This window comes from Lentzea sp. NPDC059081 (assembly GCF_042738015.1).
Taxonomy (GTDB): Bacteria; Actinomycetota; Actinomycetes; order Mycobacteriales; family Pseudonocardiaceae; genus Lentzea.
Genome location: NZ_JBHYGW010000012.1, coordinates 1 through 26,780, shown reverse-complemented (window position 1 = coordinate 26,780; position 26,780 = coordinate 1). Strand labels below are relative to the sequence as shown.

At 71.4% G+C, this 26,780-nt stretch carries 20 protein-coding genes; 10 read left to right on the top strand and 10 right to left on the bottom strand.

Features of this window, described 5'->3' with window-relative positions:
- The first annotated feature begins 6 nt into the window (after window positions 1-6).
- From ACFWV3_RS25270 to ACFWV3_RS25245, 6 genes are all read left to right on the top strand, one after another.
- Window positions 7-1,149 carry a peptidoglycan-binding protein gene (locus ACFWV3_RS25270; protein WP_382414273.1) on the top strand — a complete coding sequence of 381 codons (1,143 nt, stop codon included), beginning with the start codon at window positions 7-9 and terminating at the stop codon, window positions 1,147-1,149.
- Complete coding sequence (locus tag ACFWV3_RS25265; protein ID WP_382414272.1) at window positions 1,146-1,829, top strand: ABC transporter ATP-binding protein; 684 nt, start codon at window positions 1,146-1,148, stop codon at window positions 1,827-1,829. The genes ACFWV3_RS25270 and ACFWV3_RS25265 overlap by 4 nt, the downstream gene beginning before the upstream one ends.
- Window positions 1,826-3,019, top strand: a complete 1,194-nt coding sequence (locus tag ACFWV3_RS25260; protein ID WP_382414270.1) for an ABC transporter permease — start codon at window positions 1,826-1,828, stop codon at window positions 3,017-3,019. Before ACFWV3_RS25265 ends, ACFWV3_RS25260 begins: the two co-directional genes overlap by 4 nt.
- Window positions 3,020-3,057: 38 nt before the next feature.
- Window positions 3,058-3,750 carry a response regulator transcription factor gene (locus ACFWV3_RS25255; RefSeq protein ID WP_382414267.1) on the top strand — a complete coding sequence of 231 codons (693 nt, stop codon included), beginning with the start codon at window positions 3,058-3,060 and terminating at the stop codon, window positions 3,748-3,750.
- The gene (locus ACFWV3_RS25250; RefSeq protein WP_382414265.1) at window positions 3,747-5,387 is read left to right on the top strand and encodes a sensor histidine kinase; all 1,641 of its coding nucleotides are present in this window, start codon (window positions 3,747-3,749) and stop codon (window positions 5,385-5,387) included. Before ACFWV3_RS25255 ends, ACFWV3_RS25250 begins: the two co-directional genes overlap by 4 nt.
- Window positions 5,388-5,777: 390 nt before the next feature.
- Complete coding sequence (locus ACFWV3_RS25245; protein ID WP_382414263.1) at window positions 5,778-6,134, top strand: hypothetical protein; 357 nt, start codon at window positions 5,778-5,780, stop codon at window positions 6,132-6,134.
- Between the two features lie 139 nt (window positions 6,135-6,273).
- On the opposite strand, the gene ACFWV3_RS25240 is transcribed toward ACFWV3_RS25245, so the two are convergent.
- Window positions 6,274-9,618 carry a hypothetical protein gene (locus tag ACFWV3_RS25240; protein ID WP_382414261.1) on the bottom strand — a complete coding sequence of 1,115 codons (3,345 nt, stop codon included), beginning with the start codon at window positions 9,616-9,618 and terminating at the stop codon, window positions 6,274-6,276.
- 180 nt (window positions 9,619-9,798) lie between these two features.
- Between ACFWV3_RS25240 and ACFWV3_RS25235 the strand changes: the two genes are divergently transcribed.
- Window positions 9,799-12,531: a BTAD domain-containing putative transcriptional regulator gene (locus ACFWV3_RS25235; protein ID WP_382414259.1), complete on the top strand. Its 2,733-nt coding sequence runs from the start codon at window positions 9,799-9,801 to the stop codon at window positions 12,529-12,531.
- A 48-nt stretch (window positions 12,532-12,579) separates the two neighbouring features.
- Here ACFWV3_RS25235 and ACFWV3_RS25230 read toward each other — a convergent pair whose 3' ends face one another.
- Window positions 12,580-16,749 (bottom strand): hypothetical protein, encoded by a 4,170-nt coding sequence (locus tag ACFWV3_RS25230; protein ID WP_382414258.1) that lies wholly within the window; start codon window positions 16,747-16,749, stop codon window positions 12,580-12,582.
- 233 nt (window positions 16,750-16,982) lie between these two features.
- Here ACFWV3_RS25230 and ACFWV3_RS25225 point away from each other — a divergent pair, with 233 nt between their 5' ends.
- On the top strand, window positions 16,983-17,480 hold the full coding sequence (locus ACFWV3_RS25225; RefSeq protein ID WP_382414256.1) for a carbohydrate-binding protein: 498 nt from the start codon (window positions 16,983-16,985) through the stop codon (window positions 17,478-17,480).
- Between the two features lie 192 nt (window positions 17,481-17,672).
- Here ACFWV3_RS25225 and ACFWV3_RS25220 read toward each other — a convergent pair whose 3' ends face one another.
- The 3 genes from ACFWV3_RS25220 to ACFWV3_RS25210 are packed head-to-tail and all read right to left on the bottom strand — an operon-like array spanning window position 17,673 to window position 21,110.
- Complete coding sequence (locus ACFWV3_RS25220) at window positions 17,673-18,734, bottom strand: sporulation protein (protein ID WP_382414254.1); 1,062 nt, start codon at window positions 18,732-18,734, stop codon at window positions 17,673-17,675.
- Between the two features lie 28 nt (window positions 18,735-18,762).
- Window positions 18,763-19,815, bottom strand: coding sequence for a hemolysin family protein (locus tag ACFWV3_RS25215; RefSeq protein WP_382414252.1), 1,053 nt, complete (start codon window positions 19,813-19,815; stop codon window positions 18,763-18,765).
- On the bottom strand, window positions 19,812-21,110 hold the full coding sequence (locus ACFWV3_RS25210; RefSeq protein WP_382414251.1) for a hemolysin family protein: 1,299 nt from the start codon (window positions 21,108-21,110) through the stop codon (window positions 19,812-19,814). Before ACFWV3_RS25210 ends, ACFWV3_RS25215 begins: the two co-directional genes overlap by 4 nt.
- A 133-nt stretch (window positions 21,111-21,243) precedes the next feature.
- On the opposite strand from ACFWV3_RS25210, the gene ACFWV3_RS25205 reads away from it, so the two are divergent.
- Window positions 21,244-21,642 (top strand): MerR family transcriptional regulator, encoded by a 399-nt coding sequence (locus ACFWV3_RS25205; protein WP_382414249.1) that lies wholly within the window; start codon window positions 21,244-21,246, stop codon window positions 21,640-21,642.
- Between the two features lie 74 nt (window positions 21,643-21,716).
- Here ACFWV3_RS25205 and ACFWV3_RS25200 read toward each other — a convergent pair whose 3' ends face one another.
- A complete protein-coding gene (locus ACFWV3_RS25200) occupies window positions 21,717-22,040 on the bottom strand; it encodes an antibiotic biosynthesis monooxygenase (RefSeq protein WP_382414247.1) in 324 nt (107 codons plus the stop codon).
- 345 nt (window positions 22,041-22,385) lie between these two features.
- Between ACFWV3_RS25200 and ACFWV3_RS25195 the strand changes: the two genes are divergently transcribed.
- On the top strand, window positions 22,386-23,033 hold the full coding sequence (locus tag ACFWV3_RS25195; protein ID WP_382414245.1) for a class I SAM-dependent methyltransferase: 648 nt from the start codon (window positions 22,386-22,388) through the stop codon (window positions 23,031-23,033).
- Here ACFWV3_RS25195 and ACFWV3_RS25190 read toward each other — a convergent pair.
- The 4 genes from ACFWV3_RS25190 to ACFWV3_RS25175 all read right to left on the bottom strand — a co-directional run bounded on the left by ACFWV3_RS25190 (window position 23,014) and on the right by ACFWV3_RS25175 (window position 25,989).
- Complete coding sequence (locus ACFWV3_RS25190) at window positions 23,014-24,276, bottom strand: hypothetical protein (RefSeq protein WP_382414243.1); 1,263 nt, start codon at window positions 24,274-24,276, stop codon at window positions 23,014-23,016. The genes ACFWV3_RS25195 and ACFWV3_RS25190 overlap by 20 nt on opposite strands.
- Before the next feature lie 2 nt (window positions 24,277-24,278).
- Entirely contained in the window at window positions 24,279-24,788 is a 510-nt protein-coding gene (locus tag ACFWV3_RS25185) for a hypothetical protein (protein ID WP_382414241.1), read from the bottom strand.
- 135 nt (window positions 24,789-24,923) lie between these two features.
- The gene (locus tag ACFWV3_RS25180) at window positions 24,924-25,547 is read right to left on the bottom strand and encodes a hypothetical protein (protein ID WP_382414239.1); all 624 of its coding nucleotides are present in this window, start codon (window positions 25,545-25,547) and stop codon (window positions 24,924-24,926) included.
- Between the two features lies 1 nt (window position 25,548).
- Window positions 25,549-25,989: an NUDIX domain-containing protein gene (locus ACFWV3_RS25175; protein ID WP_382414237.1), complete on the bottom strand. Its 441-nt coding sequence runs from the start codon at window positions 25,987-25,989 to the stop codon at window positions 25,549-25,551.
- Window positions 25,990-26,780 lie beyond the last annotated feature (791 nt).

Sequence of the window (26,780 nt, the reverse complement as noted above, 5' to 3'; positions counted from 1 at the left end):
CGGGACGTGCGCGGCATCGCGAGCCGCCGCACCCTGCTGGTGTGCGGCGGCGTTCTCATCGTCGTCGTGGCCGTCGGCGGAGCGTTGGGTCTGGGCGGGAACGCCGAGGACGCCACCGAGAACCCGGTCCAGGCGACCGGTGCCACGGCCGAGGTCACCAAGGGCACGCTGACGAACGCCACGACCGTCAGCGGGGAGCTGAACCACGGCACCGAGACGCCCATCGCCCTGCGGGCGGGCGGCACCGTCACCTGGCTGCCGCCGGAGGGCACCGTCGTGAAGCGCGGCGAACCGCTGCTGCGGGTGGACGACCGGCCCGTGGTGCTGCTGTTCGGCGACCTGCCCGCGTACCGCGACCTGGCGGAGGCCACCGCGCCGCCCGCGCCGCAGAAGGCCGAGGGCGACACCACCCCTCCCGCCCCCGTTCCCCCGGTGCAGCCGTTCACCGGCCGCGACGTCGAGCAGTTCGAGTCCAACCTGGCGGAGCTGGGCTACGGCGGTTTCACCGTCGACCGCACGTTCTCGGCGCAGACCACGACCGCGGTCAAGCGGTGGCAGAAGGACCTCGGCGCACCCCAGACCGGCAAGGTGGCCGCGGGTGACGTGGTCTACGCGGCCGGTCCGCTGCGGGTGGCCGAGGTGCTGGTGCGGCCCGGCGCACCGGCGACGGGCGACCTGCTGAGCTACACCGGCACCACCCGGTCCGTGCGGGTGAAGGTGCCCGCCGCGGAGGCGGGCTGGGCGGCCGCCGGCACCCCCGTGCTCGTCACCCTGCCCGACGGCAAGGCCGTGGCGGGCACCGTGACGAGCACCGGCACGGCGCAGGCACCCGACGCCGCGCAACCCGCGGACGGTGCCGCCGCGCCGCCTTCGGTCCAGGTGGTCGTCGACATCCAGGACCAGGGCGCGCTCGGCACGCTCGACCGCGCGCCGGTCACCGTCGAGCACGTCGCCGAGAAGCGCGAGGACGTGCTCTCCGTGCCGGTCGCGGCGTTGCTCGCGCTCGCGGAGGGCGGCTACGGGCTGGAGGTCGTCGACGGTGCCGGCACCCGGATCGTGCCGGTGGAGACCGGGCTGTTCGCGGACGGCCGCGTCGAGGTCAGCGGCACCGGGATCGAGCAGGGCCGGCACGTGAGGATGCCGGGATGACGCCGGTGGTCGAGCTCGACGCCGTGTCGAGGACCTACCCCGGCGGGGTGGTCGCGGTGCGGCACGCGGACCTGGCCGTCGGGCGCGGCGAGCTGGTGGGCGTCGTCGGGCCGTCCGGCTCCGGCAAGTCCACGATGCTGCACCTGATGGGAACGCTCGACCTCCCGTCGGAGGGCAGGGTCGTGGTCGACGGGCACGACGTGGCCTCGCTGACGGACCGCGAGGTGTCGGCGCTGCGGGCGCAGCGGATCGGGTTCGTGTTCCAGCAGTTCCACCTCGCCGGCGGCACACCGGTCATCGACAACGTGGCGGACGGCCTGCTCTACACCGGCGCCGCGATCCGCGCGCGCAGGGAACGGGCGGAGGTCGCGCTGGAGCGGGTGGGACTCTCCCACCGGCTGGGTCACCTGCCGCACGCCCTGTCCGGCGGCGAGCGCCAGCGGGTGGCCATCGCGCGGGCGGTGGTCGGCGAGCCCGCACTGCTGCTCGCCGACGAACCGACCGGCAACCTCGACACCGCCTCCGGCCAGGCCGTGCTGGCACGGCTGTGCGAGCTGTCCGCGGCGGGCACCACCGTCGTGGTCATCACCCACGACCGCGACGTCGCGGCGGCGATGGACAGGCGGATCGAGATGCGCGACGGGCGGATCGTGGCGGACACCGGGGGGACGTGCCGATGAGCGGCGAGTTGCGGCCGGCGCGGTTGCGGCCGGCGGACGTGGTGCGGCTCGGCGGTTCCGGTCTGCGCACCCGGCCGCTGCGGGTGTTCCTCTCCGCGCTGGGCATCGCGATCGGCGTGGCGGCGATGATCGCCGTGGTCGGCATCTCGGTGTCCGGCAAGGCCGAGATCAACCGCAGGCTCGACCGGCTCGGCACGAACCTGCTGCGGGTCTCGCCCGGCCAGAACCTGCAGGGCGAGAAGACGACCCTGCCGGAGGAGGCCACCGCGATGATCTCGCGCATCGCGCCCGTGCGGTCGGTCGCCGCGACCGGGCAGGTGCGGGCGAGCGTCTACCGCAACGACCGGATACCCGCGGGGCGCACCGGCAGCATCGCCGTGCTGGCGGCCGGTCCGGGACTGCTGCCGACCGTCGGCGTGACCGTCCACAGCGGAGTGTGGTTCAACGCGGCCACCGAGACCTATCCCGCCGTGGTGCTCGGATCGGCTGCGGCACAACGCCTCGACGTGCGCACGCCCGGCACGCGGCTGTGGCTGGGCGGCAAGTGGTTCTCGCTGCTGGGCGTCCTCGACCCGGCACCGCTGGCACCGGAGATCGACAACGCCGCGCTGGTCGGCTGGCAGACCGCCCGCACCTACCTCGGGTTCGGCGGTCATCCGTCCACCATCTACCTGCGCGCGGTGGAGAGTCAGGTGGTCGCGGTGCGGGCCGTGCTGGCCGCGACCGCGAAGCCGCGGAACCCCGGCGAGGTCCAGATCTCCCGCCCCTCCGACGCGCTCACCGCGCGCGGGGCGGCGAACTCCGCGCTGACCGGCCTGCTGCTGGGCCTGGGCGGGGTGGCGCTGCTCGTCGGCGGCGTGGGGGTGGGCAACACGATGGTGATCTCGGTGCTGGAACGACGACCGGAGATCGGTCTGCGCCGGTCGCTGGGCGCCACCCGGCGGCAGATCCGCGGCCAGTTCCTCACCGAGTCGCTGCTGCTCTCGGCGATCGGGGGCGCGGGCGGCACGGTGCTGGGCACGGTGATCACCGCCGTGTACGCGACCTCGCAGGGCTGGCCGACCTTCGTGCCGGTCTGGATCACCGCCGCCGGCCTCGGCGCGACGCTGCTCATCGGCGCGGTCGCGGGGGTCTACCCGGCGGTGCGGGCCAGCGGGCTTTCCCCCACCGAGGCTCTCGCCGCGCCTTAGCATCGTCACGGGTTCCTACTGACGTCACGGGGAGTCACATGGCCATCCGCGTCCTGGTCGCCGAGGACGACCACAAGCAGGCCCAGCTCATCGGGATCTACCTGGAGCGCGAGGGCTACGCGGTCCACGTGGTCGGCGACGGCCGCTCGGCCCTCGGCTACGCCCGGCGGGCCCGGCCGGACCTGGTCGTGCTCGACGTGATGATGCCGGTGGTCGACGGGCTGGAGGTGTGCCGGGTGCTGCGGGCGGAGTCGCGGGTGCCGATCCTGCTGCTCACCGCCCGCAGCACCGAGGAGGACATGCTGCGGGGGCTCGACCTCGGCGCGGACGACTACCTGACCAAGCCGTACAGCCCCAAGGAGCTCGTGGCACGGGCGCGGGCACTGCTGCGTCGCTCCACGGCCCTCCCGGCGGCCGAGCCGGTGGTGCTCAGGATCGGCGACGTCGAGGTGGACACCGCGCGGTTCGAGGTCAGGGTCTCGGGCACGCCGATCACGGTGACGGCCAAGGAGTTCGGCATCCTCGAGGTGCTCGCGGCGGAACCCGGCCGGGTGTTCACCAGGGCGCAGATCATCGACCAGGCGTTCGGCTTCGACCACGACGTGCTGGAGCGCACGGTCGACGCGCACGTGATGAACCTGCGCCGCAAGCTCGAGGCCGACCCGAACCGGCCGCGCTACCTGGAGACCGTGTACGGCCGCGGCTACCGGCTCGCGGAGCCGCCGGCATGAGCTTCCGGTTCCGCGCCCTGGTGCTGGTCGTGCTGATCGTGTTCGCCAGCACCGCGGTGACCGCGTGGCTGACGCTCGACCAGGCCAACACCCAGCTCACCGAGTCCGTGGCGGCCGGCCGCGACGAGGCCGCCCAGATCACGGCGACCGTCCGCGAGCACGGCCTGGCCAGGGGCGGCTGGGACGGGGTCGGCGCCGTGGTGAGCGCGCTCGCGGGCCGGACCGGTCAGCGCATCCGGGTCGTCGACGAGTCGGGAGCCCCGCTGGCCGACTCGGACGTGCTCGGCGGCCGGGAGGCCAGGCAGGTGGTCGGCGCGCCGATCCTGGTCGACCCCGGGGTGTCGTTCCGGCTGCCGCAGGCGCAGGACGCGGCGGTCCTGGCCAGGCTCACGACGTTCGCGCTCTACCGGTACCGCACGGCGGTGGACTACAGCCGGTGCCTCGCCGAGGCGGGGGCGGAGGTGGTGGTGCGCACCGATGACGAGGGCATCCCGCTGTTCACACCGGCCGCGGACACTCCGGCGCCGGGATGCGCGCAGACACCTCCCCCGGACGCCGACGTCGTCGCGGACAGCGCCGCGGTGGTCGCGTGCCCGGTGGATCCGCCGCAGCAGCTGCCGTCCTGCCTCCAGCGGGTGTTCACCCAGCGGGCGCAGACGTTCGCCCCGCGCCCGGTGCAGGTCTACCTGGGAGCGGTCGACCAGTCCACGCCCCCGCTCGCGGTCGCGCCGATCGCGGCGCTCGCGCTGGCCGTGGCCGTCGTGGCGGTGCTCGGCGCGCTGCTGCTCAGCCGAGGGGTGCTCCGGCCGGTGAGCGCGCTGACCGGCGCTTCGCGCAGGCTCGGCGCCGGCGACCTCAGCCAGCGGGTCCGGGTGTCGGGGCGGGACGAGATCGCGGAGCTGGGCCGGTCGTTCAACCGGATGGCCGACTCGCTGCAGGCGGGCGAGGAACGCCAGCGCAGGCTGGTCGGCGACGTCGCCCACGAGCTGCGCACCCCGCTGGCGAACCTGCGCGGCTACCTGGAGGCGCTGCGGGACGGCGTCGTCGCACCGACCCCGGAGCTGCTCGACTCGCTGCACGAGGAAGTCCTGCTCCAGCAACGGATCGTCCAGGACCTGCAGGACCTCGCGCTCGCCGAGGCGGGCACGCTGACCTACCACCGGACCGACGTGGACCTGGCCGAGCTGCTGGAGACCTGCCGCACGGCGCACCGCGCGCTCGCCGACCGTTCGCAGGTCGCCCTGGTGGTCGACGTGGACGGGCCGGCCGTGGTGCACGGCGACCCCGACCGGCTGCGGCAGGTGTTCGCGAACCTGGTCGTCAACGCCGTGCGGGCCACGCCGCCGGGTGGCACCGTGCGCCTCTCCGCGCGCTCCGGTGGCGACTCGGTGCTGGTCGAGGTGTCCGACACCGGGACCGGAATCCCGCAGGAGGACCTGCCGCACCTGTTCGACCGGTTCTGGCGCGCCGACGCGTCGCGCGGCCGGTCCACCGGGGGCAGCGGGCTCGGGCTGGCGATCGTCCGGCAGATCGTCACCGACCACCGCGGGACGATCGAGGTGCGCAGCACCGTCGGGGTGGGCACCGTCTTCACCGTCGCACTGGCAGCCGAAAAGAATGCGTTCGACGCCACCTAGAATCGATCTTCCCTCTTCCGCGCGACTATTTGGCTGACCTTTTGCTCGTTGACACCCGAGTTCGCCGGTGAGTAGATTCGTGACCTGTCCGCCGGGGGGAGGACTGACAGGGGGAAGTGGACTCGCGAACCGGATTCCTCTATTCCAGGAATTCACCGACGGGCGAGGCGCGGTCAGCGTGCGCTGACCAGGACTTTCTGGGGAGAGAGTCTTCTTCGCACGGAATTCTGCGCTGGTGAGCGCACTTGTTCTGCTGCCGCGCCGACCGCGTGCTCACGTGAGCGCGCGGCTGTTTCCACATGAATTCGGCGACGTTGGTCGCGCCGCCGAAAAGGGTGGCTTCCGCGGTTCCGCGCGCAGTGGCCGCCCGACGTTTCTGGGGAGGAAACAATGGAATTGGCGAAGAAAGCGGGGGCAGTCGGCGCCGCAGTCGCACTCGCCTTCGGGATGAGCGTCCTGGTCGCGGCACCGCAGGCGAACGCGGCGTCGTGCCCGGACAACGGGTGGAGCATCAAGGACGGCCGCATCGGCCAGTACTTCTCGGGCAACGGCATCAACATCAGGACCGGCCCCGGCACCGGCTGCACCGCCGTCGGCCAGGGCCAGGCCAGCCACTCCGTGCAGCTCGACTGCTGGAAGCCCGGCGACGGCGGCACCTGGTCGCACCTGTTCGACTTCACCACCAACCGGCAGGGCTGGGTCAAGGACTCCCTGCTGGTCGGCAACGGGGCCAACGTCCGGTGCTGACGGGGTTTCCCGGGTGATGTCCTGAACCGCCGCCGCGATCACCAGGTACCGGTGATCGCGGCGGCGCGCGTCGTGCACCTCGCCACCGAAGCCGTGGCCGACCGGGCTTGCGACTGGCTGCCGCAAGCCCGGCCCCGGATCAGCTCATCTCGAACGACCAGTCCGGCCACGAGCCGTCCTCCGCCGAGCAGCTCGTCTGCTTGACCAGCCAGTGGATGCCGTCGCCCTCGCCGTCGCGTTGCGGCTCGAGGCACTTCTGGCTGCGCAGGTTCCTCATCTTCGCCTCACCCTGGCCGTCCGGCGTGCCGGGGTTGCGGTCGACGAAGCCGAACCACTGCTGGAGGTTGTTGAACTCGGCGTTGCACGTGCCCAGGCGCATCGGCACGTCGACGTCGGTGCTGCCGTTCTCCGGCTCCAGGCACAGCCCGGTCGCGCGGTCCTGGACGCTGTAGGTCGGGGTGGTGCCGACCGTTCCCACCTTCTTGACGATCCACGTGTTCGCCGTCCACGACGAGCACGCCCTGAGCTCGATGCGGGCGGTGCTCGCGTTCTGCGCGGGCTGCAGGCACCTCTTGTCCACGGCGACGCTGCGGATCTGCGGCATGTACGGCGCCGCGCTGTCATGACCGCCCAGCGGCCGGATCGCGATCGCGTCCCACACGACGTCGGTCGCCGCCTCGGGGCCGTCCATCAGGTTCGTGAGCGACACCTTCGGCTTGCCGTAGAAGGGGAACTCGCCCAGCGTGACCCACCGGTCGTAGGCGCCGAGCTGGTCCAGCTTCTTCTTCACCGGCCCGTTCGACGTGTAGACCGTGTAGTTCGCGAAGGCGGCGTCGGTGGTCCTCGCGTCGAGGTGCGCCGGCAGGTGCACCATCACCTGGCCGAGGCCGTCGACGACGTTGTCGAACTCCCACGTGCCGGTGATCTGGAACCTGCGCCCCACGTCGCTGTTCACGGTGTTGTGCCCGAACCAGAAGTGGCCGCCGAAGCCGCCGCCGATCTGGTGCAGGTCGATCTGCCCGGTCGCCCGGCCGCTGTCGTCCTTGCCGAAGGTGAGGCCGAACGAGCCGGAGTTGCCGCGGATGCCGGCCTTGCACAACGAGTTGCGGATCGGCGCCTCGTCGTCGGGACGGTTGTCGATCACCAGCATCGTGTTGTCGATCCCGGAGTTGTCGCACCTCGGCGGGTACGACGTGCCGTCGGCCTGTTCGTCGGCGTAGTCCGGGTACGGGAAGCGCTCGTACTCACGACCGCAGGTCGCGTTGCAGTCCGGTTTCCAGGTGGCGGGGTGGTGCACCCAGCACTTGAGGTCGTACAGACCGGCCGCGTCGGTGTGACCGCACGGTCCGACGGGTTCCCCCTGCACGTCCGGGCCGTTGGGCGGGAACTGGCCGCCGGTGTAGCACTGCTCCGCGGCGACGCAGAACAGCTCGTGGGTCGGCCACGCGTGGGCGCGGTTGTAGGTCGCCGAACCCGGTGTCGTCTCGGAGTCGGTGGTGCCGGGCCAGCTCGCCGCGCGGAAGAACGGGACGGTCTGGCCGGGTGACTCGTAGCCCGACGGCGGGTTCGCGGCGAAGCCGAGCACCTTCTCGGGGTACGGCCAGCCCTGCGGGTGCGCGAAGTCGTGCGGGTCCTTCCCGAACGGCGCGCGGGCCGCCGGGTAGCGCGGGTTGATCGGGTTGTTCAGCCAGCCGAGGCCGTACGCGCCGTTGGCCCCGTCCTCGCCCTGCTCGTGGTATCCCGAGTTGTACGCCCACACAGCGTAGAACCAGTTCTCCAGGCGCGAGGGGTTGTTGTCGTTCAGCGTCATCCCCTTGGCCTGCATCTGGTTCCACTTGCCGATCAGCAGCTGGAGTCCCGAGGCGAGGTTCGCCGCGTAGTCCGTGGCGATCGCGACCTGCTGGTCGTGCGGCTTCGGGTTGTCGGGGGTGTTCGGCTTGGGATGACCGGGGAGCCGCATGCCGTCGGTCATCTGCGAGACGCCGTAACCGCAGTCCGACTTGCCCCAGTTGATGTTCCAGTCGGACGAGTCGGTGACGTCGAGGCCGTAGTAGTTGCCGATCAACGGGTTTCCGTACTCACCGGGCAGGGTGTAGCGGTCGGCCTGCCAGAGGTTCGACTCCTGGCCGAGGATGCCGAGCAGGATCTGCATCGGCACGTGCGCGTTCGGCGCTCCGGCCAGCTGCGGCAACGGGAACATGCCCTGCGGCGTGTACGAGCCGAGGCCGTTGCCGTGCCAGTTCGCGGGCCTGGCGTTGTGCAGGTGGTCCTTGACCGCCATGTTCGCCGCCCACTCCACCTGACGCGGCTTGGGCTGCATCACCTGAACGCGGAAGTCGTTGCGCGGCACGGAGCACACGCGGTTCGCGTCGAGCGGGTCCTCCGACGGGACCGACGCCGCGGACGCGGCCTGGAGTGCCTGTGCCGCAGCCGGTTGAGCGGCTTTCGGGTTGAGGTCGTGGCTGAGCACCCTGCCGGTCTTCAGGCTCTTGCCCTTGATCTGCACCGGACGCGTGCTGCGCGGGTCGGCCTCGGTCTTCGGGTTCACCTCCGTCACCGCGGCCTCGCCCGTGGTGGACACGACGGACGTCGCGGGGACGTCGACCTTCGTCACGGACTTCGGCAGCGACTCGGTCCGGTCCGCCTTGCCGGTGAGGAACACGCGACCACCCGCGCCCCGCTGGACGCCGACCTCGCGGCCGGTGGCGAGCGTGACGGCGTCCTTGCCGGGCAGTGCGCGGCGCACGCGCATCATGTCCTTGTCGTGGTCCATGAACACCACGCCGCCCTCGGCGTCCACGGCGACGTTGAACGGCACACCGCTGGTGCCGCGCACGAGCCGGTCCTTGGTGCCGTCGGCCTTCACCTGGATCAGGCCCGCGGCGTCGGCGACCACGACCCCGTCGTCGACGGGCGTCGCGGAGGTGACCTGGGCGCTCAGCTCCGTGCGCGGGCCGACGTGCCCGTTCGCCGCGTCGACCACGAGGACGCCGGTCTTGCCGAGGTCCTCGTCGCCCTCCTGCGTCAGCGCCGCCGTCTCCCCCTTGCCGCAGCCGGGGTTGAAGTACGCCAGCGACGTGCGCACCTCCAGGCGCGTCACGGCGCCGGAATCGAGGTCGACGACCGCGGTGAAGCCGCCCCGGTTGGCGAGCTGCTGGTTGTTGGTGAACGTGCGTGGCGCGTACACGGCGACCGCGCGCCTGCCGGATCCGGTGACGCACACGTTGCCGACCCACTGGTCGGCCTCGACGCCCGGCACGGCCAGCGTGGCGGCGGTGCGCCAGGTGTAGCCCGTCCTGGCGTCGGCCACGAGCAGGTGCAGCCCGGTGGCGTCGCCGTTGGTGGTGACCATCCGGTCGCCCGACTGCTGCCAGCCGCCGCCGAGCAGCTCCGTGCGCTCGTCGGCGTGCGCGGGCGCGGCCGGCGCGATCATCGCGAGGACCAACGTGCACAACGCGGCCCTTCTCCCCCGTCTTCTCGTCATGCGCGCAGAGTCGCCGCCCGGCGTTGCTCGAATGTTGTGACCGCGTTGAGGGCCAGCTCAGCGGGAGGGCGCGGCCACCGGCTGACCGGATTCGTCCGGAACCGGTCGCGCCACGGCCGACCGGCGCGTCGAGGTGCGACACTCGCCCGGCACAGGTCCATCTGGTGGCGGGGGAACCTCATGGGGGTCTGGTTCAGGCTGCTCGGCGGTGTCGAGGCAGGGGTCGGGGACGAGGTGGCCGACCTGGGGCCCGCTCGCCAGCGGTGCGTGCTGGCGGTGCTGCTGGTCCAGGCGGGCCAGCCGGTGCCGCTGGACCGGCTGGCCGACCGGGTCTGGGGCGCGGCCGCGCCCGCCGGGGCGCCGGGGACGTTGCGCAGCTACCTGTCGAAGCTGCGGACCGCGCTGCCCGACGGCGACGGGTTCGCCCTCCGGCGGGGACCGGCCGGGTACGTGCTCGACGTGGACGCCGGCCAGGTCGACCTGGGCAGGTTCCGCCGGCTGGTCGCCGAGGCCGGGGAGGCGGACGACAAGACGGCCGCCGAGCTGTACCGGCAGGCGTTCGGGGTGTGGACGGGCGAGCCGTTCGCCGGGGTCGAGACGCCGTGGCTGCTCGACGTCAGGGAGGCGCTGCTCGCGGAACGGCGTGCGGCGGTGCTGGACCACCACGACGTCCTGCTGCGGCTGGGCAGGCACAGCGAGGTGGTCGGGCCGTCGACCGCGCTGGCCGCGGAGCACCCGCTGGACGAGCGGATCGCCGGGCAGCTGATCACCGCGCTGCACGGCAGCGGGCGGCAGGCGGACGCGCTGGGCCACTACGAGCGGGTGCGGCGGGAGCTGGCCGACGAGCTGGGCGCCGACCCCGGTGTCGCGCTCCGCCACCTGCACCAGCGCGTGCTGGCCGCCGACGAGGGGCCGCGCCAGCTGCCGCAGGCCACCAGCGCGTTCACCGGCCGGGAGGCGCAGCTCGCGGTGCTCGACGCGGCACTGGACGCCTGCGACCCGAACGGGCCGCCGTTGGTCGTCGCGGTGCACGGGCCCGGCGGTGCCGGCAAGACGACGCTGGCCCTGCACTGGGCGCACCGCGTCCGCGGCCGCTTCCCCGACGGGCAGGTCCACCTCGACCTGCGGGGCTTCGGTCCCGGCGAGCCGATGGACCCCGCGCTGGCGCTGGACATCGTGCTGCGGGCGGTGGGGGTGCCCGCGGCCAGGATCCCGCGCGCCGCGCAGGAGCGGTCGGCCCTGCTGCGCACGACGCTGACCGGTCGCCGGGTGCTGCTGTTCCTGGACAACGCCCGTGACGCGGGGCAGGTGCGGCCGCTGCTGCCCGGCACCGGGTGCGCGGTGCTGGTGACCAGCCGCAACGAGCTGCGCGGCCTCGCGGTCAGCGACGGGGCGCGCAGGCTCGACCTCGGTGTGCTCGACCGGGCGGAGGCCGTGGCGCTGGTCGCCGGGATCGTCGGCGGCGACCGGGTGGAGGCCGCGCGGGAGGCGGTGGCGGACCTGGTCGAGCTGTGCGGACGGCTGCCGCTGGCGCTCGTCGTCGCCGCACAGCAGGCGGCCACCCTCGCCACGACGCCGCTGGCCGACCTCGTGGCCGACCTGACCGCGCGGCACGACCGCCTGGACCTGCTGTCCACCCCGGACGACCCGGCGATCGACCCGCGCGCGGTGTTCTCCTGGTCCTACCGGGGCCTGCCCTCCGACGTGGCATGCGCCTTCCGCTACCTCGGCCTGCACCCGGCGCCGGAGATCGGGCTGGCCGCGGCGTCGGCCCTGCTGCGCGCCGAGCCCGCCGCCACCCGCCGGCTGCTGGAGCAGCTGGTCTCGGTGCACCTGCTGGAACGCGACCAGCTCGGCCGCTACCGGTTCCACGACCTGCTCCAGGTCTACGCGGCGGAACGGGCCGCCGAGGAGGAGGACCCCGACGACCTGGCCGCCGCGACCCGGCGCATCCTCGACTGGTACCTGCACGCCCTGCTCCGGGCGAAGACGGTCGCGTTCACCCCGACCACCGTCCAGGTCGGTCCCCCGGCCGAGGACGTCCCGCGCCCACCCGACTTCGCCGACGCCCACGCGGCGAAGTCGTGGTACCGCGCCCACCGGACCACGCTGCTCGCGGTGCTGGAGCACGCCGCCGACCGGGGCTTCGACACTCACGGCTGGCAGCTGGCCTACCTGCTGCAGGCCTTCCACGAGCCCGAGCGGCACCTGGACGACCTCGTGCGCGCCGCGGAACTGGGGCTGCGGTGCGCCCGGCGCACCGGTGACGACACGGCGATGATCCACTCGACCCACCTCCAGGGGTCCGCGTTCAGCAGCCTGGGCCGCTACGAGGAGGCCAGGGCGTGGCAGCGGGAGTCGCTCGCGATCAGCAAGCGCGTGGGCGACGACGCGATGGCGTCGATCGCCATGGTCACCTTCGGGCTGACGTTCCTCTACGCCGGGCAGGTGGCGGAGTCGGCCGAGTGGCTGCACCGGGCGCTGGCGGCGGCCCGCAGGTCGGGCAGCGCGGTGCAGGTCGCGCACGTGCTGCTCAACCTCGCCGCGCTGGAGGGGATGTCCGGCCGCCCCGCCGAGTCGCTGGCGTGCAGCCAGGAGGCGCTGGAGCTGTACCGGGAGATCGGCACGGCGTACTACGAGGGCTTCGTCCTGGGCAACATCGCCGAGGCCGAGCTGGACCTGGGGAAGGTGCCGGACGCGCTGGAGCACGTCGACGCCGCCATCGCCCTGCTGGACCCGGTCGCGGACCAGATCGCCCTGCCGGAGTCGCTGCTCGTCAAGGGGCGGATCCACCTCGGGCTGGAGGAGCCGGCCGCGGCGCGGCAGGCGTTGCTCAGGGCCCTGGAGCTGTTCCGCAGCACCGGGAACCCGCGGTCGGCCGAGGTGCTGGACCTGCTCGCGGCCGCGGGGTGACGCGGCGGGGGTCCACCGTCCGGTGTGGACGGTGGACCCCGCTTCCGGTCAGTGCGAGCCCGAGTACCGCGGGTCGGGCCTGTCGGTCACGAACGCCCGGCAGAAGTGGACGCTCGCCGGGTTGACGCCGGGATCGGACGGGACGGAGACCTTCCACGGGTTGCCGTACCGCTCCACGCGGTCGGGCCCGCAGTCGTCGTAGGCGTTCTCGATCCCCGCGGCGGGGAGTTGGGAGAACGTCAGGAAGTCCCCCTTCATCACCGGTGCGGCGGACCCGCTGTACCGGCCGTCGCGGTCGATGGCCTTCCCGTTGTGGTAGAGGTACTGGTCGGGCATGTAGCTCGCGGTGAGCACCGGGGCGAGTGCCCCGCTGCGCCGCACGGTCCCGTCCGAGCAGGCCGCGAAGTTCAGCTCCTGCCAGATCGGCGGGGCCTGGCCGAAGATGCTGGCGTCCACGCCGGGAACCGCGCCGGTGCCGAAGAACATCCCCAGCAGGTCGGCGCTCAGCGTCTTCACCTCCCGCGGCACGGCCGGGTGGTCGGCCACCCTGGCCTGCCACTCCCGGACCGCCCCGGTGGGCCCCGACTGGCTGAGCATCGGCCGGTAGCCGATGGTGCCGCCCGAGGTGGTCACCGTGCGGACGCACTCGCTCCCGTTGCCCGCGGCGGGATCGAGGTCGAACACCGCCGGCGCCATGCCCGCGTTCTTGTACTCGCGGCCGGGCAGCACGCCGGTCGCGATCGGGTCGGCCGTGCGCCACACGCCGTCGTGCGCGTTCAGGTCGGGCATCGAGTAGCGCAGGTCGGGGGCGGCGATGCCGTAGTCCTGCCGCAGCGCGGACACCAGCTCCAGGAAGAAGCCGGGGAGGTGCGTGTTCCCGGTCCTGCTCTCGTAGCGCGCCGCCTCGCTGCCCGGCACGACCTTGCCCGCCGGGTCGGCGACGAACGACACCGTCGACCTGATCTTGTGCTTGTACCGGCCGTCGTCGTCGAACGACGCGGGGCGCGCGTCGCTCGCGGGCCGGTCGGTGTAGGCGTTGGCGAACCCGACCCACCGGGCCTCGCTCAGCCCCGGCGGGTGGTTCACCGGGTCGGTGCCCGAGCGCAGCACCTGGTCGCGCCACCGGTCGTCGAACGTCCGCAGCGCGGGCGACAGGCACGCGCCGCCGGTGACGCCGGCCGGGCAGTCCGGCAGGGCGTTGATCGCGGTCGTGGTGTCGAAGCCCCAGTCGAACAGCGCCTGCCTGCCTCCCAGCGGGCCGCCGAGCCAGGACCCCGGCGCGGGCGTGTCGATGTTCTGGTTCTCGTCGAACACCGCGACCGCCTCGACGGTCTCCTCGTGGTAGGTGCCTTCGATCGGCACGAACGCCACCGCGTCGAACGCGATGTCCTTCGACCCGTCACCGTCCTCGGTGACCGAGCTGAGCGTCACCTCCGGGACGACCCCGTCGAACATGTAGGTGCCCAGCGGGACCCACCGGTTGCCGTCACCGGGCTGCCGCAGCACCTGGTCGCGCCCGCCACCAGCGGCGTTGACCCGGTAGGATGCCAGGTCGGTCTGCGCGCCGTGGTCCGGCAGCGCGACGAGCACCTTCATCGGCCCCGTCCTGGCCTGGTTCAGCCGCCACGTGCCGCGCACCTCCAGCCGGCCGCCCTCGGCGGCCGCGGTGCGGGTGTGGGTGAACCAGAAGTGCCCGCCGAACCCGCCGCCGATCTGGTGGGTGTCCACCTTGCCGGGGAAGTGCCCGGTCCCGTCGTCGCGGTAGGACAGGCTGAACGCCCCCGCGCTGGTCCACGGGTGCCCGCAGCCGGGCCGCACCGACGGCACCGAGTCCGGCACGTCGTCCACGACCAGCGCGCCCGCGGGCAGGCCCGCCAGGGTGCACGACGGCGGGTAGCTGGTGGCGTCGTCCTGGTAGGCGTAGCCGGGGTCGAACCGCAGCAGCTCGTTGCCGCAGGTGTAGTCGCAGTCCTCCTTCCACAGCGTCGAACCGTGGAACCAGCACTTCAGGTCGTACCGGCCCGCGCTGTCGGTGTGGTAGCAGGGGCCGGCGGGCTCGCCCACGACGTCCGGCGCGGTCGGCGTGACCTTCGGCCGGTCGGGGAAGCAGGAGTCGCCGGGACCGCAGAACTGGTTCACCGGCGGCTTGACCCCGCGCCGGTACTGCACCCCGGTCTCCCCGTCGCCGTTCCACCACGCGGCCCGGTACCCGGACACGAACGTGCCGGGCGACTCCAGCGCCTCGATCGGGTGGCCCGCCCACCCGAGCACCTTCTCCGGGTAGGGCCACTGGCCGGGATGCGCCGCGTCCTCGTAGGAGGTCTCCAGGAACGGCGCGCGGTTGGCCGGGTAGCGCGGGTTCGCCGGGTTGTTGAGCCAGCCCAGCCCCCACGCCTGTCCGTCGTGCGCGTCGGGGTGCAGTCCCGAGTTGTACGCCCACGCGGCCAGGAACCAGTTCTCGATCTTCTCCGGCTTGCCGTTGTTGAGCGTCATGCCCGCCTGGCGCAGCTGGTTCCACTTCGTCTGCAGGGTGCGCAGCCCGGCCGCGACGTTGGTCGCGAAGTCCAGCGCGACGGCGCGCTGCTGCTGGTAGGGCCAGGCGGTGTCGTCGGGCCCCTTCTCCTTGCCCGCCAACCGCATGTGGTCGGTGATCTGGGTGATCCCGTAGCCGCAGTCGGCCTTGTCCCAGCGGATCGTCCAGTCGTCGGCCTCGGTGCCGTTGTAGTAGTCGATGCCGTAGTAGTTGCCGATCAACGGGTTCGCCGTCACGCCGGGCACGGCGACCTTCGCGGCCTGCCACAGGTTCGACTCCTGGGCGGCGATGCCGAGCATCACCTGCGCGGGCACGTACCCGCCGCCGTCGAGCGGGATCGACGGGAACAGGCCCTGCGGCGTGTAGGCGGGCATCCCGAGGTTCTTCCAGTTCGCGGGCCGCGCCACGGTCAGCGCGCCGCGCACGGCCTGGTCGACAGCCCACTCCACCTGGCGGGGCTTGGGCTGCATCGCCTGGTTCGCCGGGTCGTTGCGCGGCACCGAGCAGACCCGGTCGGCCAGGTCGGCGGGGGTGTCGGCGACGGTCGCCGCGGTGGCCGCCCGCTCACCTGCCGCGCCGGCCGGGGCAGGGTCCGGCGTGGCCGCGAGGTCGACGGACTTGCCGGTGCGCAAGGACTTCACGCCGATGTTCACCGGCTGCGGAGCGGTCGGGTCCTCGGCGGGCAGCCGCGGATCGGCCTGCTTCGTCTTGCGGACCGAGGTGACCGCGACGGCGCCGTCGGACGACAGCACGGCGTCCTTGGGGACGTCCACCAGCGACACGCTCGCGGGCGCGGACTCCTTGGCCTGCTTGGCGCCGGTGACGAAGACGCGCCCACCTCGCCCGGACGTGACGCCGACGTCGGTCAGCCGTCCGTCGGCCAGCGTGGCGGTGCGCCCGGCGGCCACCCGCTTCACGACGGCGCGGTCCTCTTCCTGTTGCAGGAACACGACTCCGCCGTCGGCATCGGCGGCCACGTCGAACGGCACACCCGCGGCGGGCGCCAGCAGACTGCGCTTCCCGTCGCCGCCGACGCGCACGAGCCCGCCCGGCTCGGCCGCGACGATCCCGTCCTTCGTGGGCACGGCCGAGGTCAGCTGTCCCGGCACCTCGATCGGCGCGGCCACCGCCCCCGTCACCGCGTCGAGCCGGAGCAGCCGCGTGGCACCGAGGTCGTCGCCGCCCTCCTGGGTCAGCACGGCGGACTCGTCCGGCCCGCACGCCGGCGTGAAGTACGCCAGGCTGGAGCGCACCGGCAGCGTGCGCACCGCCCCGTTCCGCAGGTCCACCACGGCGGTGAACCCGCCACGGCCCGCCAGGTCCGCCTTGTTGGTGAACGCCCGCGGCGCGTACACGACCACCGCTCGCTCGCCGGAGCCCGTGACGCACGCGTTGCCGATCCACTGGTCGGTCTCCACGCCGGGCACGGCCAGCGTGGCGGCGGTCCGCCAGCGGTAGCCCTGTGCCCCGTCGGCGACCAGCACGTGCAGCCCGTCCGCGTCGCCGCTGGTGGTCCACGCCCGGTCGCCCGACCGCTCCCACCCCTGGCCGAGCACCTCGGCCCGCCGGTCCACCGGCACCTCGTCGGCCGCCCGCGCGGCGACGTCCACCTTCACCTGGTCCTCGGGCGAGGCACTCGCCCCACCCGCGCCGATCGCGCCCATCACCGCCACCGCCGTGGCCACGCACAGCCATCGGCGTCGAAGTCGTCGTCTCACGTAACCCCCTGGAAGCACCGGTCGGCCGGTCCGACCGGCGCCACGATCTCCGGCAGGCGATGCGGAACTGTTGAAGTGACGTTGAGCGCCTGGTCAGAGGGGGTGTGGTGCCGGAACAACGAGAGCGCAACGTTTCCTCAACGCCCGGCGCGCACAGTGCTCCCCAGGGGGAAGACCCCCGTCCAGGATCGAGGGGAACAATGCGAAAAGTCCTGCGGGCGGCGTTCGTCGCCTGCTTCCTGGCGAGCCTGGTGGTCGTGGGCACGACCACCGGTGCCTCCGCCGCGCCCGTGGAGAAGGTCGTCGCGTCCGGCGAGATGACCACCCAGGCCAACCCGTGGTGCTGCCGGCTGTTCAAGAACCAGGACACCGGTCTGTGGCTGGACGACAGCTTCGAGTTCGGGCTGCGGACCTACCAGTACAACGGGAGCAACTTCCAGAAGTGGCAGATCACCGACTGGGCCGACCAGACCCACGAGATGCGCAGCGTCTCCACCGGCCGGTGCGTCGACGACAGCGTCGAGTACGGCCTGCGCGCCTTCGACTGCAACAAGTCGAAGTACCAGAGCTGGTACTGGCACAACTGGCCGGACGGCACCACCGAGTTCAAGAACCAGGCCACCGGGCGCTGCATGGACAACTACTTCGCCCTGCGCGCGACGCAGTGCGACACGTCCACCTCGCAGAGCTGGTGGTGACCGCGCACGCTCCCCGGTGAGCGGGGCGTCCTCGGGGGTGCGGCGGATCGAGGGGTCGACGCGGCACCGGTGACGAGCCTGTGCGGAGCTCGGCACAACGCCCGCACGGGTGTCCCGTCCGAGCGTTGTGCTTGACCGACCGCCGCTGCTCCGGCGTCCGCTGGGGGGACGCCGGAGCAGCGGTTCCTCAGGTCATTCCTCGCCGAAGGCGAAGTCGTCGCCGCCCTCGTCCTCGAAGACCTCCTCGACGACCTCGCCGAGGATCATGCCGCCGACCACGCCGGCCGCGCCCGCCGCGACCATGCCGCCGACGCCGGGACCACTGCGGTGACCGTGGTGCCCGTGCTGGTCGTAGCCGTGGTGGCCGCCGTAACCGTGCTGCTGGTGGCCGTAGCCGGGCTGGCCGCCGAACGCGGGGTTGTAGCCGCCGCCGTGCCCGCCGAAGGCCGGGTTGTGGCCGCCGCCGAACGCCGGGTTGGCGTGGCCGCGCTGCGCGACCTGGGCGAGCCAGCCGTTGATCGCCGACGCCCAGTCGGTGCCCTGCGCCTCTTGGTGTGAGGCGCGGAAGTGGCCGAACGAGTCACCGCCGGAGGAGAACATGCCCCCGCGCTTGTCGGCTTCGAGGATCACGTACAGCTCGTGCGGGTTCGCGACGAACGTGAGCTCGACCTGGCTGACCGAGCCGGCGAACTGGCCGGGCGGGTAGAACTCGATCTCCTGGTAGAAGCCGAGCTCCTGCGGCACGCCGTGCAGCCGGCCCGCCTCGACGTCCGCGCTGCGGAACTGGAACCCGAGCTGCCCGAAGGCGTTGAGCACCGCGTCCTGCGAGGGCAGCGGGTGCACCAGGATCGGGTCGAGGTCGCCCTTGTCCGGGGCACCGGCGATCACGAGCTCCGTGCGCACGCCGACGGTCATGCCGGGCAGCTGGCTGCCGCCGACCGCGGTGATCGGGGTCTCCCAAGGGATCGGGAGCTGGAACGGGACGGCCACGAGCTGGCCGGCGGGGACGCGCACACCCTGCTGCACGATCGTCCGGAAGAACTCCGACACACCGCCGTACTCGTGGTCGCCGTGCTCGACCTCGACCCGTGTCACGAGCGACAGCACGACCTGGCCGATCTCAGCGTCCGCGCTGCCGCCCTGGATGCGCACCTGGCCGGTGACGAACTGGCCGGGCGCGGCGTGCGGCGAGTCGAGCACGGTGTCGACGGACGGTCCGCCGACACCAAACGCGCCGAGCATCCGCTTGAACAAGTCTCCTCCTGCGGGGACTGGGTTGGAGTTACTTCTGGCGCACCGCAACGCGCGGTGCGTCGGTCTCGTCGTCGAAGTCGCCGATCAGCTCTTCGAGCAGGTCCTCCAGCGCCGCGATGCCGATCACGCGGTCCTCGTCGGCCACGAGCGCGAGCTGCGCCCGGTCCGCCTTCATCGCGGTGACGGCGGCGGCGACCGGCATCGAGGCGGGCAACGTCAGCACCGGGGCCATCAGGTCCCCGGCGGCGGGGTCGTCGCCCGCGGCCGTGGCGCGCATCGCCTCCCGGATGTGCACCAGGCCGACGAACTCGCCGCCGGTACCGGTGACCGGGAACCGCGACCGTCCGCACTGGAGGCTGCGGCGCTCGATCGCGCGGGCCGTGGTGTCCTCGGTGACCGTCGAGGTCTCCTCGATCGCCACCATCACCTCGCGCAGCGTCGTCTTCTGCACCTGGAGCATGCGGGTCAGCAGCCGTTGCTGGCCCTCGGGGATCAGGCCGTGCTCGCCGGACTGGCGCACGAGCATGCGCAGGTCGTCCGGCCGGTGCGCCTGCGCCAGCTCGTCCTGCGGCTCGACCTTCATCAGGCGCAGCAGGCCGTTCGTCGTCGAGTTCAGTCCACTGAGGACCCAGCGGACCGAGTGCGCGAACGCCCGGAACGGCAGTGCCAGCAGCAGCGCGGACTTCTCCGGGTGCGAGATCGCCCACGACTTCGGCGCCATCTCACCGACGACCATGTGCAGGAACACCACCAGCACGAGGCTGATCGTGAACGCGATGCCGTACGCGACCGCGTCCGGCAGTCCCACCAGCTGCAACAGCGGGTCGAACAGGTCCGCCACGGCCGGCTTCGCCAGCGCGCCGAGTCCCAGCGTGCACAGCGTGATGCCCAGCTGGGCGCCCGCGAGCATCAACGACAGCTCACGCACACCCGCCACGGCGGCACGCGCCGCCCGCGACGTCTCGGCCTCCTGCTCCAGCCGGTGCCGCTTGGCCGCGATCAACGCGAACTCCGCGGCGACGAAGAAGGCGTTCAGCGCCAACAGGACGAGGGAGATCCCCAGGGCCGTTCCGATGCTCATCGGGCCTCCTCCGGCACCTTGGTGGTCACCACGACGGTGTCCGGCACGTTGCGCGAGACCGCGCCGACCAGCAGCGTCACCTCGCCGAGCCGGATCTCGTCGCCGACCTCGGCGGTCCGGCCGAGCCGGTGCAGCACGAGGCCCGACACCGTGTCGTACGCGTCGTCCTCGGGCAGCGCGACACCGGTCGCGTCCTCGATCTCGTCGAGGCGCATGCGGCCGGGCACCTGCCACCTGGTGTCGTCGACGCGCTCGATCGCGTCCTCGACCAGGTCGTCCTCGTCGTGGATCTCCCCGACGAGCTCCTCCGCGAGGTCCTCCAGCGAGACGATCCCGGCGAAGCCGCCGAACTCGTCCAGCACGCACGCGAGCTGCCGCCGTTCGGCGCGCAGGCGTTCCAGCACGGCGGGAAGCGGCAACGTCGCGGGCACGACGAGCGCGGTCGAGGCGATCTCGCCGATCGGCGTGACGGGTCGTTGTTCCGGCGTGAGGGTCAGCACCTCCGCCAGCCCCACGACGCCCTGGATGTCGTCGAGGTCCTTGCCCACCACCGGGAACCGCGAGTGGCCGGTGTCGAGCAGCTCGACGACCCTGGACGCGGGCTCGTCGACGCGGACCGACTGGACGTTCACCCGCGGCGTCATGGCCTGCTCGGCCACGAGCTCGCGGAAGTCCAGCCCGCGGTCGAGCAGCTGGGCCAGCTCCGGGTCCAGGTGTCCCTGGTCGCCCGCGTCGCCCACGATCTGCTTGAGGTCCTCGGGCGTCGCACCCTGCGGGAGCTCCTCCACCGGCTCGATCCCGATCGACCGCAACAGCTTGTTGGCGGTCGCGTCGAACAGGCGGATCACCGGACCGGCGATCTTGAGGTACACCAGCGTCGACGAGGCGAGCCAGGTCGCCAGCGCCTCGGGCTTCGCGATCGCGAGGTTCTTCGGCAGCAGCTCGCCGAGCACCATCTGCACCACGGTCGCGAACGTCAGCGCGACCGCCATCGACAGCGGCACGCCGAACGACTCGGGCAGGCCGAGCAGGTTCGCGAGCCCCGTGCCGAGCAGCGGTTCGGCGACGTAACCGACCAGCAGCGCGGTGACGGTGATGCCGAACTGGGCACCGGAGAGCATGAACGACAGCTTCTGCGTCACGCGCAGCGCGCGGTCGGCGGCTTTGTCGCCCGCCTCGGACATCTGCTGCAGCCGACCGCGGTCGACCGCCATGTACGCGAACTCCTGGGCGACGAAGTACCCGGTGGCGGCGGTGAGCGCCACGATCGCCAGCAGTCCGGAGAGGATCAACATGCCGCACCCGCGGCACTCGAGACGGTGCGCCGGGCTCGCCCCGGCGTACTACTGCAGCCGTCCACGTCGGCTTCATCAGGCATGTTTCCGACAGTAGCACGTAGCACTGTATGGTTGCTCGGAGGAGGTCCACGTGAGCGAAGCGTTGCTCAAGATCGGCGAGCTGGCCGCGCGAGCCGGCGTCAGCATCCGCACGATCGACTACTACACGACGCTGGGCCTGATCAGCCCCGCCCAGCGCACGGCGTCGAACTACCGCCTCTACTCCCCCGCCGACGTCGACCGGATCCACCTCGTCCAACGTCTGGAAGTCCACGGAGTTCCCCTGGACGAGATCTCCACGGCCCTCACGGCCCGCCAGGCCGACGTCGCGGCGATCCTCGACCGCATCGACGTCGACCTGCAGACCCTCCAGACCGCGGCCGACGGCGCGGCACCGGAGATGCAGGGCCTGCTCGCGATCATCGCCACACGGGTGCACTCGCTGATCACGATCGCCCTGCAGATCCCTCCGGACAGCTACCTCCCCTAGCGCGTGCCGATGTGACGACGCGCGCTGGGACCACCCGGACCACGTCGTCCGGTCAGAGGTCGGTCAGAGCTTGATCAGAGGTCGTCCCGGTCGAGCGTGAACGAGACTTCGTACAGACCGGGCTGCGCCTGCCCGAACGCCTTGTTGCCCTCCAGCAGCCCCCGCGACCCCAGGTGCCGGACCACGCGCTGTGCCGCGTCGAGGTCGGCGCTCTGCGCGTAGTTGACCACGCGCGTGCCGTCCAGGCTGCGGTGCAGACTGGCCGAGATCCAGCCGGGCACCTCAGCGGCCACCTCGGCGGCCTGCGCCAGGTAGTCGAGCAGCGGCTGCTGGCGACCGGGCTCCACCGTGAACACGTTGATCTGGGTGACCGCCGACCCCACCCGAATGACGGGCATGACTTCTCCTCGCACCGATGACGAGGTGAGCAGCCGGAACTCGACAGGACGTGCCGCGTCAAGCCTCGGTTGCCCACCAAGAACTTGTCGCGGGTCGCCACCGGGGTGGCGAACGGAGCCTCTTGCGAGGGGCCGGGCTTACCAATGCCGGCCAAGGTCCTTTTCGACCTGACGAGCGTACCCAGGCCGGCGCTCCCGCGTCCAACCAGGCCACAACGACGAAAATCCTCCGCTGCGTCACCGTGAAGTCCTCCCAACGCTGGGCCCGAGAGGCGAACCCCGTCTGCCCGGCTAGGCTGCCGGGTCCGCACCACAGTCATGTCCGCACGCTCGTGGAGACGGTCGATGACGAACCAAGGCCGGTACTGGGACGACCTGCATCGCGCACGCAGACTGACACCATCGGCAACGGGTCCCTCCGATCTCGCCCAGGCGAGCGGGGGAATGCTCCGCCACCCGGGCCTGGTTCTCGAGCTCGGGTGTGGCAGCGGACGCGACGCGCGCTACTTCCACGAACTCGGCCATTCGGTGGTGGCGACCGACATCTCACCGGTTGCCCTGCATGAGGCGAAGGCCCGTGGCGGCGGTGGCGTGGCCTACGTCGCCGCTGACACGGCAAGTCCTCTGCCGGGCCGTTGTGAGCGCTTCGACCTGGTCTACAGCCGGCTGTCGTTGCACTACTTCACGGACAGCGTGACCAGGCAGGCGTTGTCCGAGATCAGCCGGGTGCTCAAACCCGGTGGCGCGTTCGTGGCCCTCTTCAGGTCCACCCGGGATCCTCTGCACGCCAGAGGAACCCGCCTGGAGCAGGACATGTACGCCCTGGACGGTCATGTGCGGCGCTTCGTCGACCCGCCCTACCTCGAGGAGGTGGCCACGCCGATGTTCGACGTGGAGGACCTGAGCCAGATCGACGGCGACGCGTTCGGGTACTCCAGCTCGTTCACCCGGCTCGTAGCACGCAAACGACGGTCTAGCGCCGCAACCGGCTGAGCGCGACCTGGCCGGCCACCAGGACGAACGTCGCGAGGAAGTTCGGTGTGAGCTCCTTCGCCGAGCTGCTGTCGTCGAGCCACCACTGCGCGGTGGTGATCGCCACGACGGCGCCGGTCGACAACCACAACACGATCGCGGCCGTTCTCGAGTACGCGAACCGGGTGACGTTGTTGATCAGCTGGCTGGCCATCCGCATGCGCGGCACGCTCGACAGGCGCTGTTGGATCTCGTTCAAAAGGTTGCACACCGTGCCGTAGGTCCGCGTCGACAGAGCGCTGCCGGACGCCGGATATCGGAAGCCGTCCGCCGAGTCGACCGCTGCGATGACCCGCAGCAGGTGGTCCTGGACGTAGGAGTGGAAGAACCGGGTCGTCGGGTGCAGGCGCACGGTGAGCTCGACCAGGTACAGCTGCCAGGGGATCCGGACGTAGTACTGACGCTTTCCCACGGTGTACTCGTAGTTGGCCTCCACGAGCACACCGAGATCGGCGTGCAGCTCGCGAGTGAGGCGCTTGAACTCGTTCTCGACCGCTGCACGATGGACCTTCGCGTCGCAGTACGTGAGCGTCAGCAAGGCGAAGCACCGCACGTACCTGTCCGTGCCGGCCTGCTCGCCCCCGACGACGGATTTGAGCAGCGCGTCCATGTCGGCCGGTCGAACGGGAACAGAGGCGGCACGGATCGCGCGTACGACGTGAGCTGTCGCAAGAGGATCGAACTCGCCGGACTCCTGCAGCCTCGTCGCCCAGCCGCCCTGGGGCAACCGGGCCTGCTCGATCCGCCGCGTCAACGATCGCAGCAACTCGTCTCGCCTGGACACGGCGGCGGGAACGAAGGACAGCGCGAACACGAGGTCCGCTGTCTTGAACGTGTCCAGCTTCTCGACCTCGATGCGACGACTGATCTCGATCGCCTCCTCGGCGGAGGCGGCGAGCCGCGGCTCGAGGTCGGCCCGGTCGTGCAGGTAGTCCACGAGGACCTGGATCGTCTCGATCGACTTCTCGTCCCGGCCGGCCTGGGCGAACACCAGGATCGCCGCCGCGGTGCCGAAGAGGCCGCGCTGTTCGAAGTCGTGGCGGTCGAGGTACTGGCCTGCCGCGACCAGCGACCCCGGCAACTTCCTGGCCTGGGCGCCCGCGGCGAGGAGCACCTCGAAGCGCCGCTTCACCGCCTCCATGGAGATGCCGACGAGGTCCTCGTCCACGCATCGGTACTGCCGAACCGCCGGTAGAAGTCGCATGCTCATCTCATCGTGCCCTGGCTCCGATGCAAGAGCCGGACCACGGTCTCCCTCATGCGCACCTCTCCCGGCACCGCGGCGTAGTCCCAGGAATGCGGCTCGCCCGTCCACTGGGCGAGCTGCCGCCGGAAGTACTGCGGCACACCGATGTCCGAGGTGAGCGAACATTTTCGGTCTGTACCACCAACGAGCAGGTACGGGCGTTCCGTCCAGTCCTCGTGCGCTTCGTCCAGCAGGGCGACGAGGTCCACGGCCTCCACGACGGGTGGAGACGGCAGGGTCAGTGGTGGGCTGCCCGGCACGACGTGGAGGTGCGCGTGGTCGACGCACGCGGACGTCGGCGAGCCGAAGTCGGCCGAGGTTCCTCCGTGCTCCCAGTAGGTCAACGGCCCCAGAGCTTCGTGGAGGAAGTCCAACGCGGTCTGGAGGAACCGCGCGAAACCGGGTCGCCGGGTGACGGTGCAGAGGCTAGGCGAATGCGTGCTCGGTGCGATGAGGACGTACCCGGCCACGAGAGCTCCCGCTCCCGGCACTACCGCACCGAACCTGGGATCCAGGAACAAGGGTCTGTCCGTCCACGGAATGTCCCGGTCACCGAGGATGGCGCCACACAGGAAGCATCCCTCATGGGGCATATCGGCTCCTCGTCAGGAAGGTCGGTCTGCCAGCAGGTTCTCTACGTCTCTCATCAGGACTTCCTGAAAATCGCGGATGCCGCGGTCCGAGTCGTCCAGCGTGGGTGTGCGGATGAAACCGGAGTTCTCGCAGCGCAGGTCGAAGACCTCGGGCGAGTAGGAGAAGGAGATCCCGTACAGGCGGGCGAACTGCTCTCGGGAGAACAGGTCCTTGGCGGCGACGAGTTCGCTGCTGGCGGCGACCGAGCGTTGTTCTCCGTTCCGGAGAAAGGACACCGCGCACTTCATGGCTCTGCTGCGATGATCGGACTCGAACCAGACGTTGACGGAGCTGCCCGCCGGTTGGAGCCACGGCTGGAGCCATGCGTCCACCACGACGTGCTCCTGGCCTGCGACGAACTCCGTCATCTGCTCGTCGGCGAGGCGGTCGATCCCGACGTCGGCAGCGCGCCGAGCGTCGAAACCGGCCTCCCACTCCTGGGCCTGACCGGTGACGCCGAGAAGCTCGTGCATCACGGTGGACATGCCCACGTAACGCCATCCCAGCTCGCGTGCCAGCAGCCGCGCGTGCGTGGTCTTGCCGGCCGCCGTGTAACCCGAGATGACGATGCGCGCAGGTTTGCCGGGCAGGTCCATGTCAGCGGGACGCGCCCACCAGAGACGTCTCGACGATCTCCCGCAGTACGTGCTCCTGGCTGGGTATGACGTCCCGTCGGAGCACCGAGTCGAGCGGCACCCACTCGCTCTCCGCCAAGAAGTCGTCCACGTCGCGGTTGTCCCCCGTGATCGTCCCGTCCAGCACCTCGCACGCCCTGGCGACGGCGACCACTGTCACGGCACCGCCCGCAGCAGTCATGGTCCACGACCAGATCGAGAGAGGCCGCCCTGGGACGACCGTCAGCCCGACCTCTTCCCAGATCTCCCGGCGCAGGTGATCGTCGATCGACTCGTACGGCTTCATGCGGCCACCGGGCAGCTCCCACCGGTTCGGGTTGTGCGGATCCTCCGTGCTCTTGCGAACCATGAGAAGGGCGCCGCCCCGGATCACGACGGCCTTCTGGGCGAACTGCAGATTCATGCTTGTCCCGCGTTCAAGTCGTGGCGGAATCCGCTGACCGGAACGTCAGGAAAACCGCCGGATACGGTGATGGGTCGGCAGCACATCGGATATTTTCTCCACACAGACTCGTTACCGCATTCCAAGCCTCAAGGCCAAGAGCCTCGGTCTTGCCTCGTGTCCGACGGACCGTTGTCACGGAGTTCGAGAGCCGCTCGTTTGGACATGAAGTAAACCACAGCGACGTGGTCGAGTGAAGGCGGAGTCCAAGCGCCTCACCGCCCGAATGCCCTGGTCGGCCCGGTTGCTCCCGGAAGTCGCAGCTCAGTCGCACTGCGCTGTCAGGTCCCGATGTCGTAACAGGTTCACCCGGTGCGGTGAGTGGCCGCCGGCCGACTCCGACGCACCGGCGGTGAACAACATAGATATTCCACCAATAAACAGAATCGACAGTCGGTGACCGTCAGCACGACATCTCTGAAAAATCACCCTGTAGATGTCCAGTTCCGGCACTGAGAGTGGCCTGTTTCGACTGAGATGGCACCGGCACCAGCTCACCCGCCGGATTCGACCCACTGAAGTGATCCCGATCGGGCGACCGCCGTCAGTGAACCCCACACCCGTCGCCGTTGGCCGCGCTGCGGTCGGCGGGCCGGACAGGTCGAGTTCGCTCCTGGTGTCAGTGTCCGGTTTGGACAGTACGCAAGCTCCTGGGCGACGTGACGGGATCGGAGCTCGCAAGCGACGAGGGGTGGCAGTCACAGGGCCACGAAGGACGACGTCGGCGGGGAAAACGGCGACCACCGTAAACG

Bases quoted from the DNA above. Each gene is read 5' to 3' on its own strand.
- ACFWV3_RS25215 (WP_382414252.1), bottom strand. From the start codon at position 19,815: ATGAGCATCGGAACGGCCCTGGGGATCTCCCTCGTCCTGTTGGCGCTG.
- ACFWV3_RS25240 (WP_382414261.1), bottom strand. From the start codon at position 9,618: ATGACGAGAAGACGGGGGAGAAGGGCCGCGTTGTGCACGTTGGTCCTC.
- ACFWV3_RS25175 (WP_382414237.1), bottom strand. From the start codon at position 25,989: ATGAATCTGCAGTTCGCCCAGAAGGCCGTCGTGATCCGGGGCGGCGCC.
- ACFWV3_RS25260 (WP_382414270.1), top strand. From the start codon at position 1,826: ATGAGCGGCGAGTTGCGGCCGGCGCGGTTGCGGCCGGCGGACGTGGTG.
- ACFWV3_RS25265 (WP_382414272.1), top strand. From the start codon at position 1,146: ATGACGCCGGTGGTCGAGCTCGACGCCGTGTCGAGGACCTACCCCGGC.
- ACFWV3_RS25225 (WP_382414256.1), top strand. From the start codon at position 16,983: ATGCGAAAAGTCCTGCGGGCGGCGTTCGTCGCCTGCTTCCTGGCGAGC.
- ACFWV3_RS25245 (WP_382414263.1), top strand. From the start codon at position 5,778: ATGGAATTGGCGAAGAAAGCGGGGGCAGTCGGCGCCGCAGTCGCACTC.
- ACFWV3_RS25195 (WP_382414245.1), top strand. From the start codon at position 22,386: ATGACGAACCAAGGCCGGTACTGGGACGACCTGCATCGCGCACGCAGA.
- ACFWV3_RS25180 (WP_382414239.1), bottom strand. From the start codon at position 25,547: ATGGACCTGCCCGGCAAACCTGCGCGCATCGTCATCTCGGGTTACACG.
- ACFWV3_RS25255 (WP_382414267.1), top strand. From the start codon at position 3,058: ATGGCCATCCGCGTCCTGGTCGCCGAGGACGACCACAAGCAGGCCCAG.
- ACFWV3_RS25235 (WP_382414259.1), top strand. From the start codon at position 9,799: ATGGGGGTCTGGTTCAGGCTGCTCGGCGGTGTCGAGGCAGGGGTCGGG.
- ACFWV3_RS25200 (WP_382414247.1), bottom strand. From the start codon at position 22,040: ATGCCCGTCATTCGGGTGGGGTCGGCGGTCACCCAGATCAACGTGTTC.
- ACFWV3_RS25250 (WP_382414265.1), top strand. From the start codon at position 3,747: ATGAGCTTCCGGTTCCGCGCCCTGGTGCTGGTCGTGCTGATCGTGTTC.
- ACFWV3_RS25190 (WP_382414243.1), bottom strand. From the start codon at position 24,276: ATGCGACTTCTACCGGCGGTTCGGCAGTACCGATGCGTGGACGAGGAC.
- ACFWV3_RS25210 (WP_382414251.1), bottom strand. From the start codon at position 21,110: ATGTTGATCCTCTCCGGACTGCTGGCGATCGTGGCGCTCACCGCCGCC.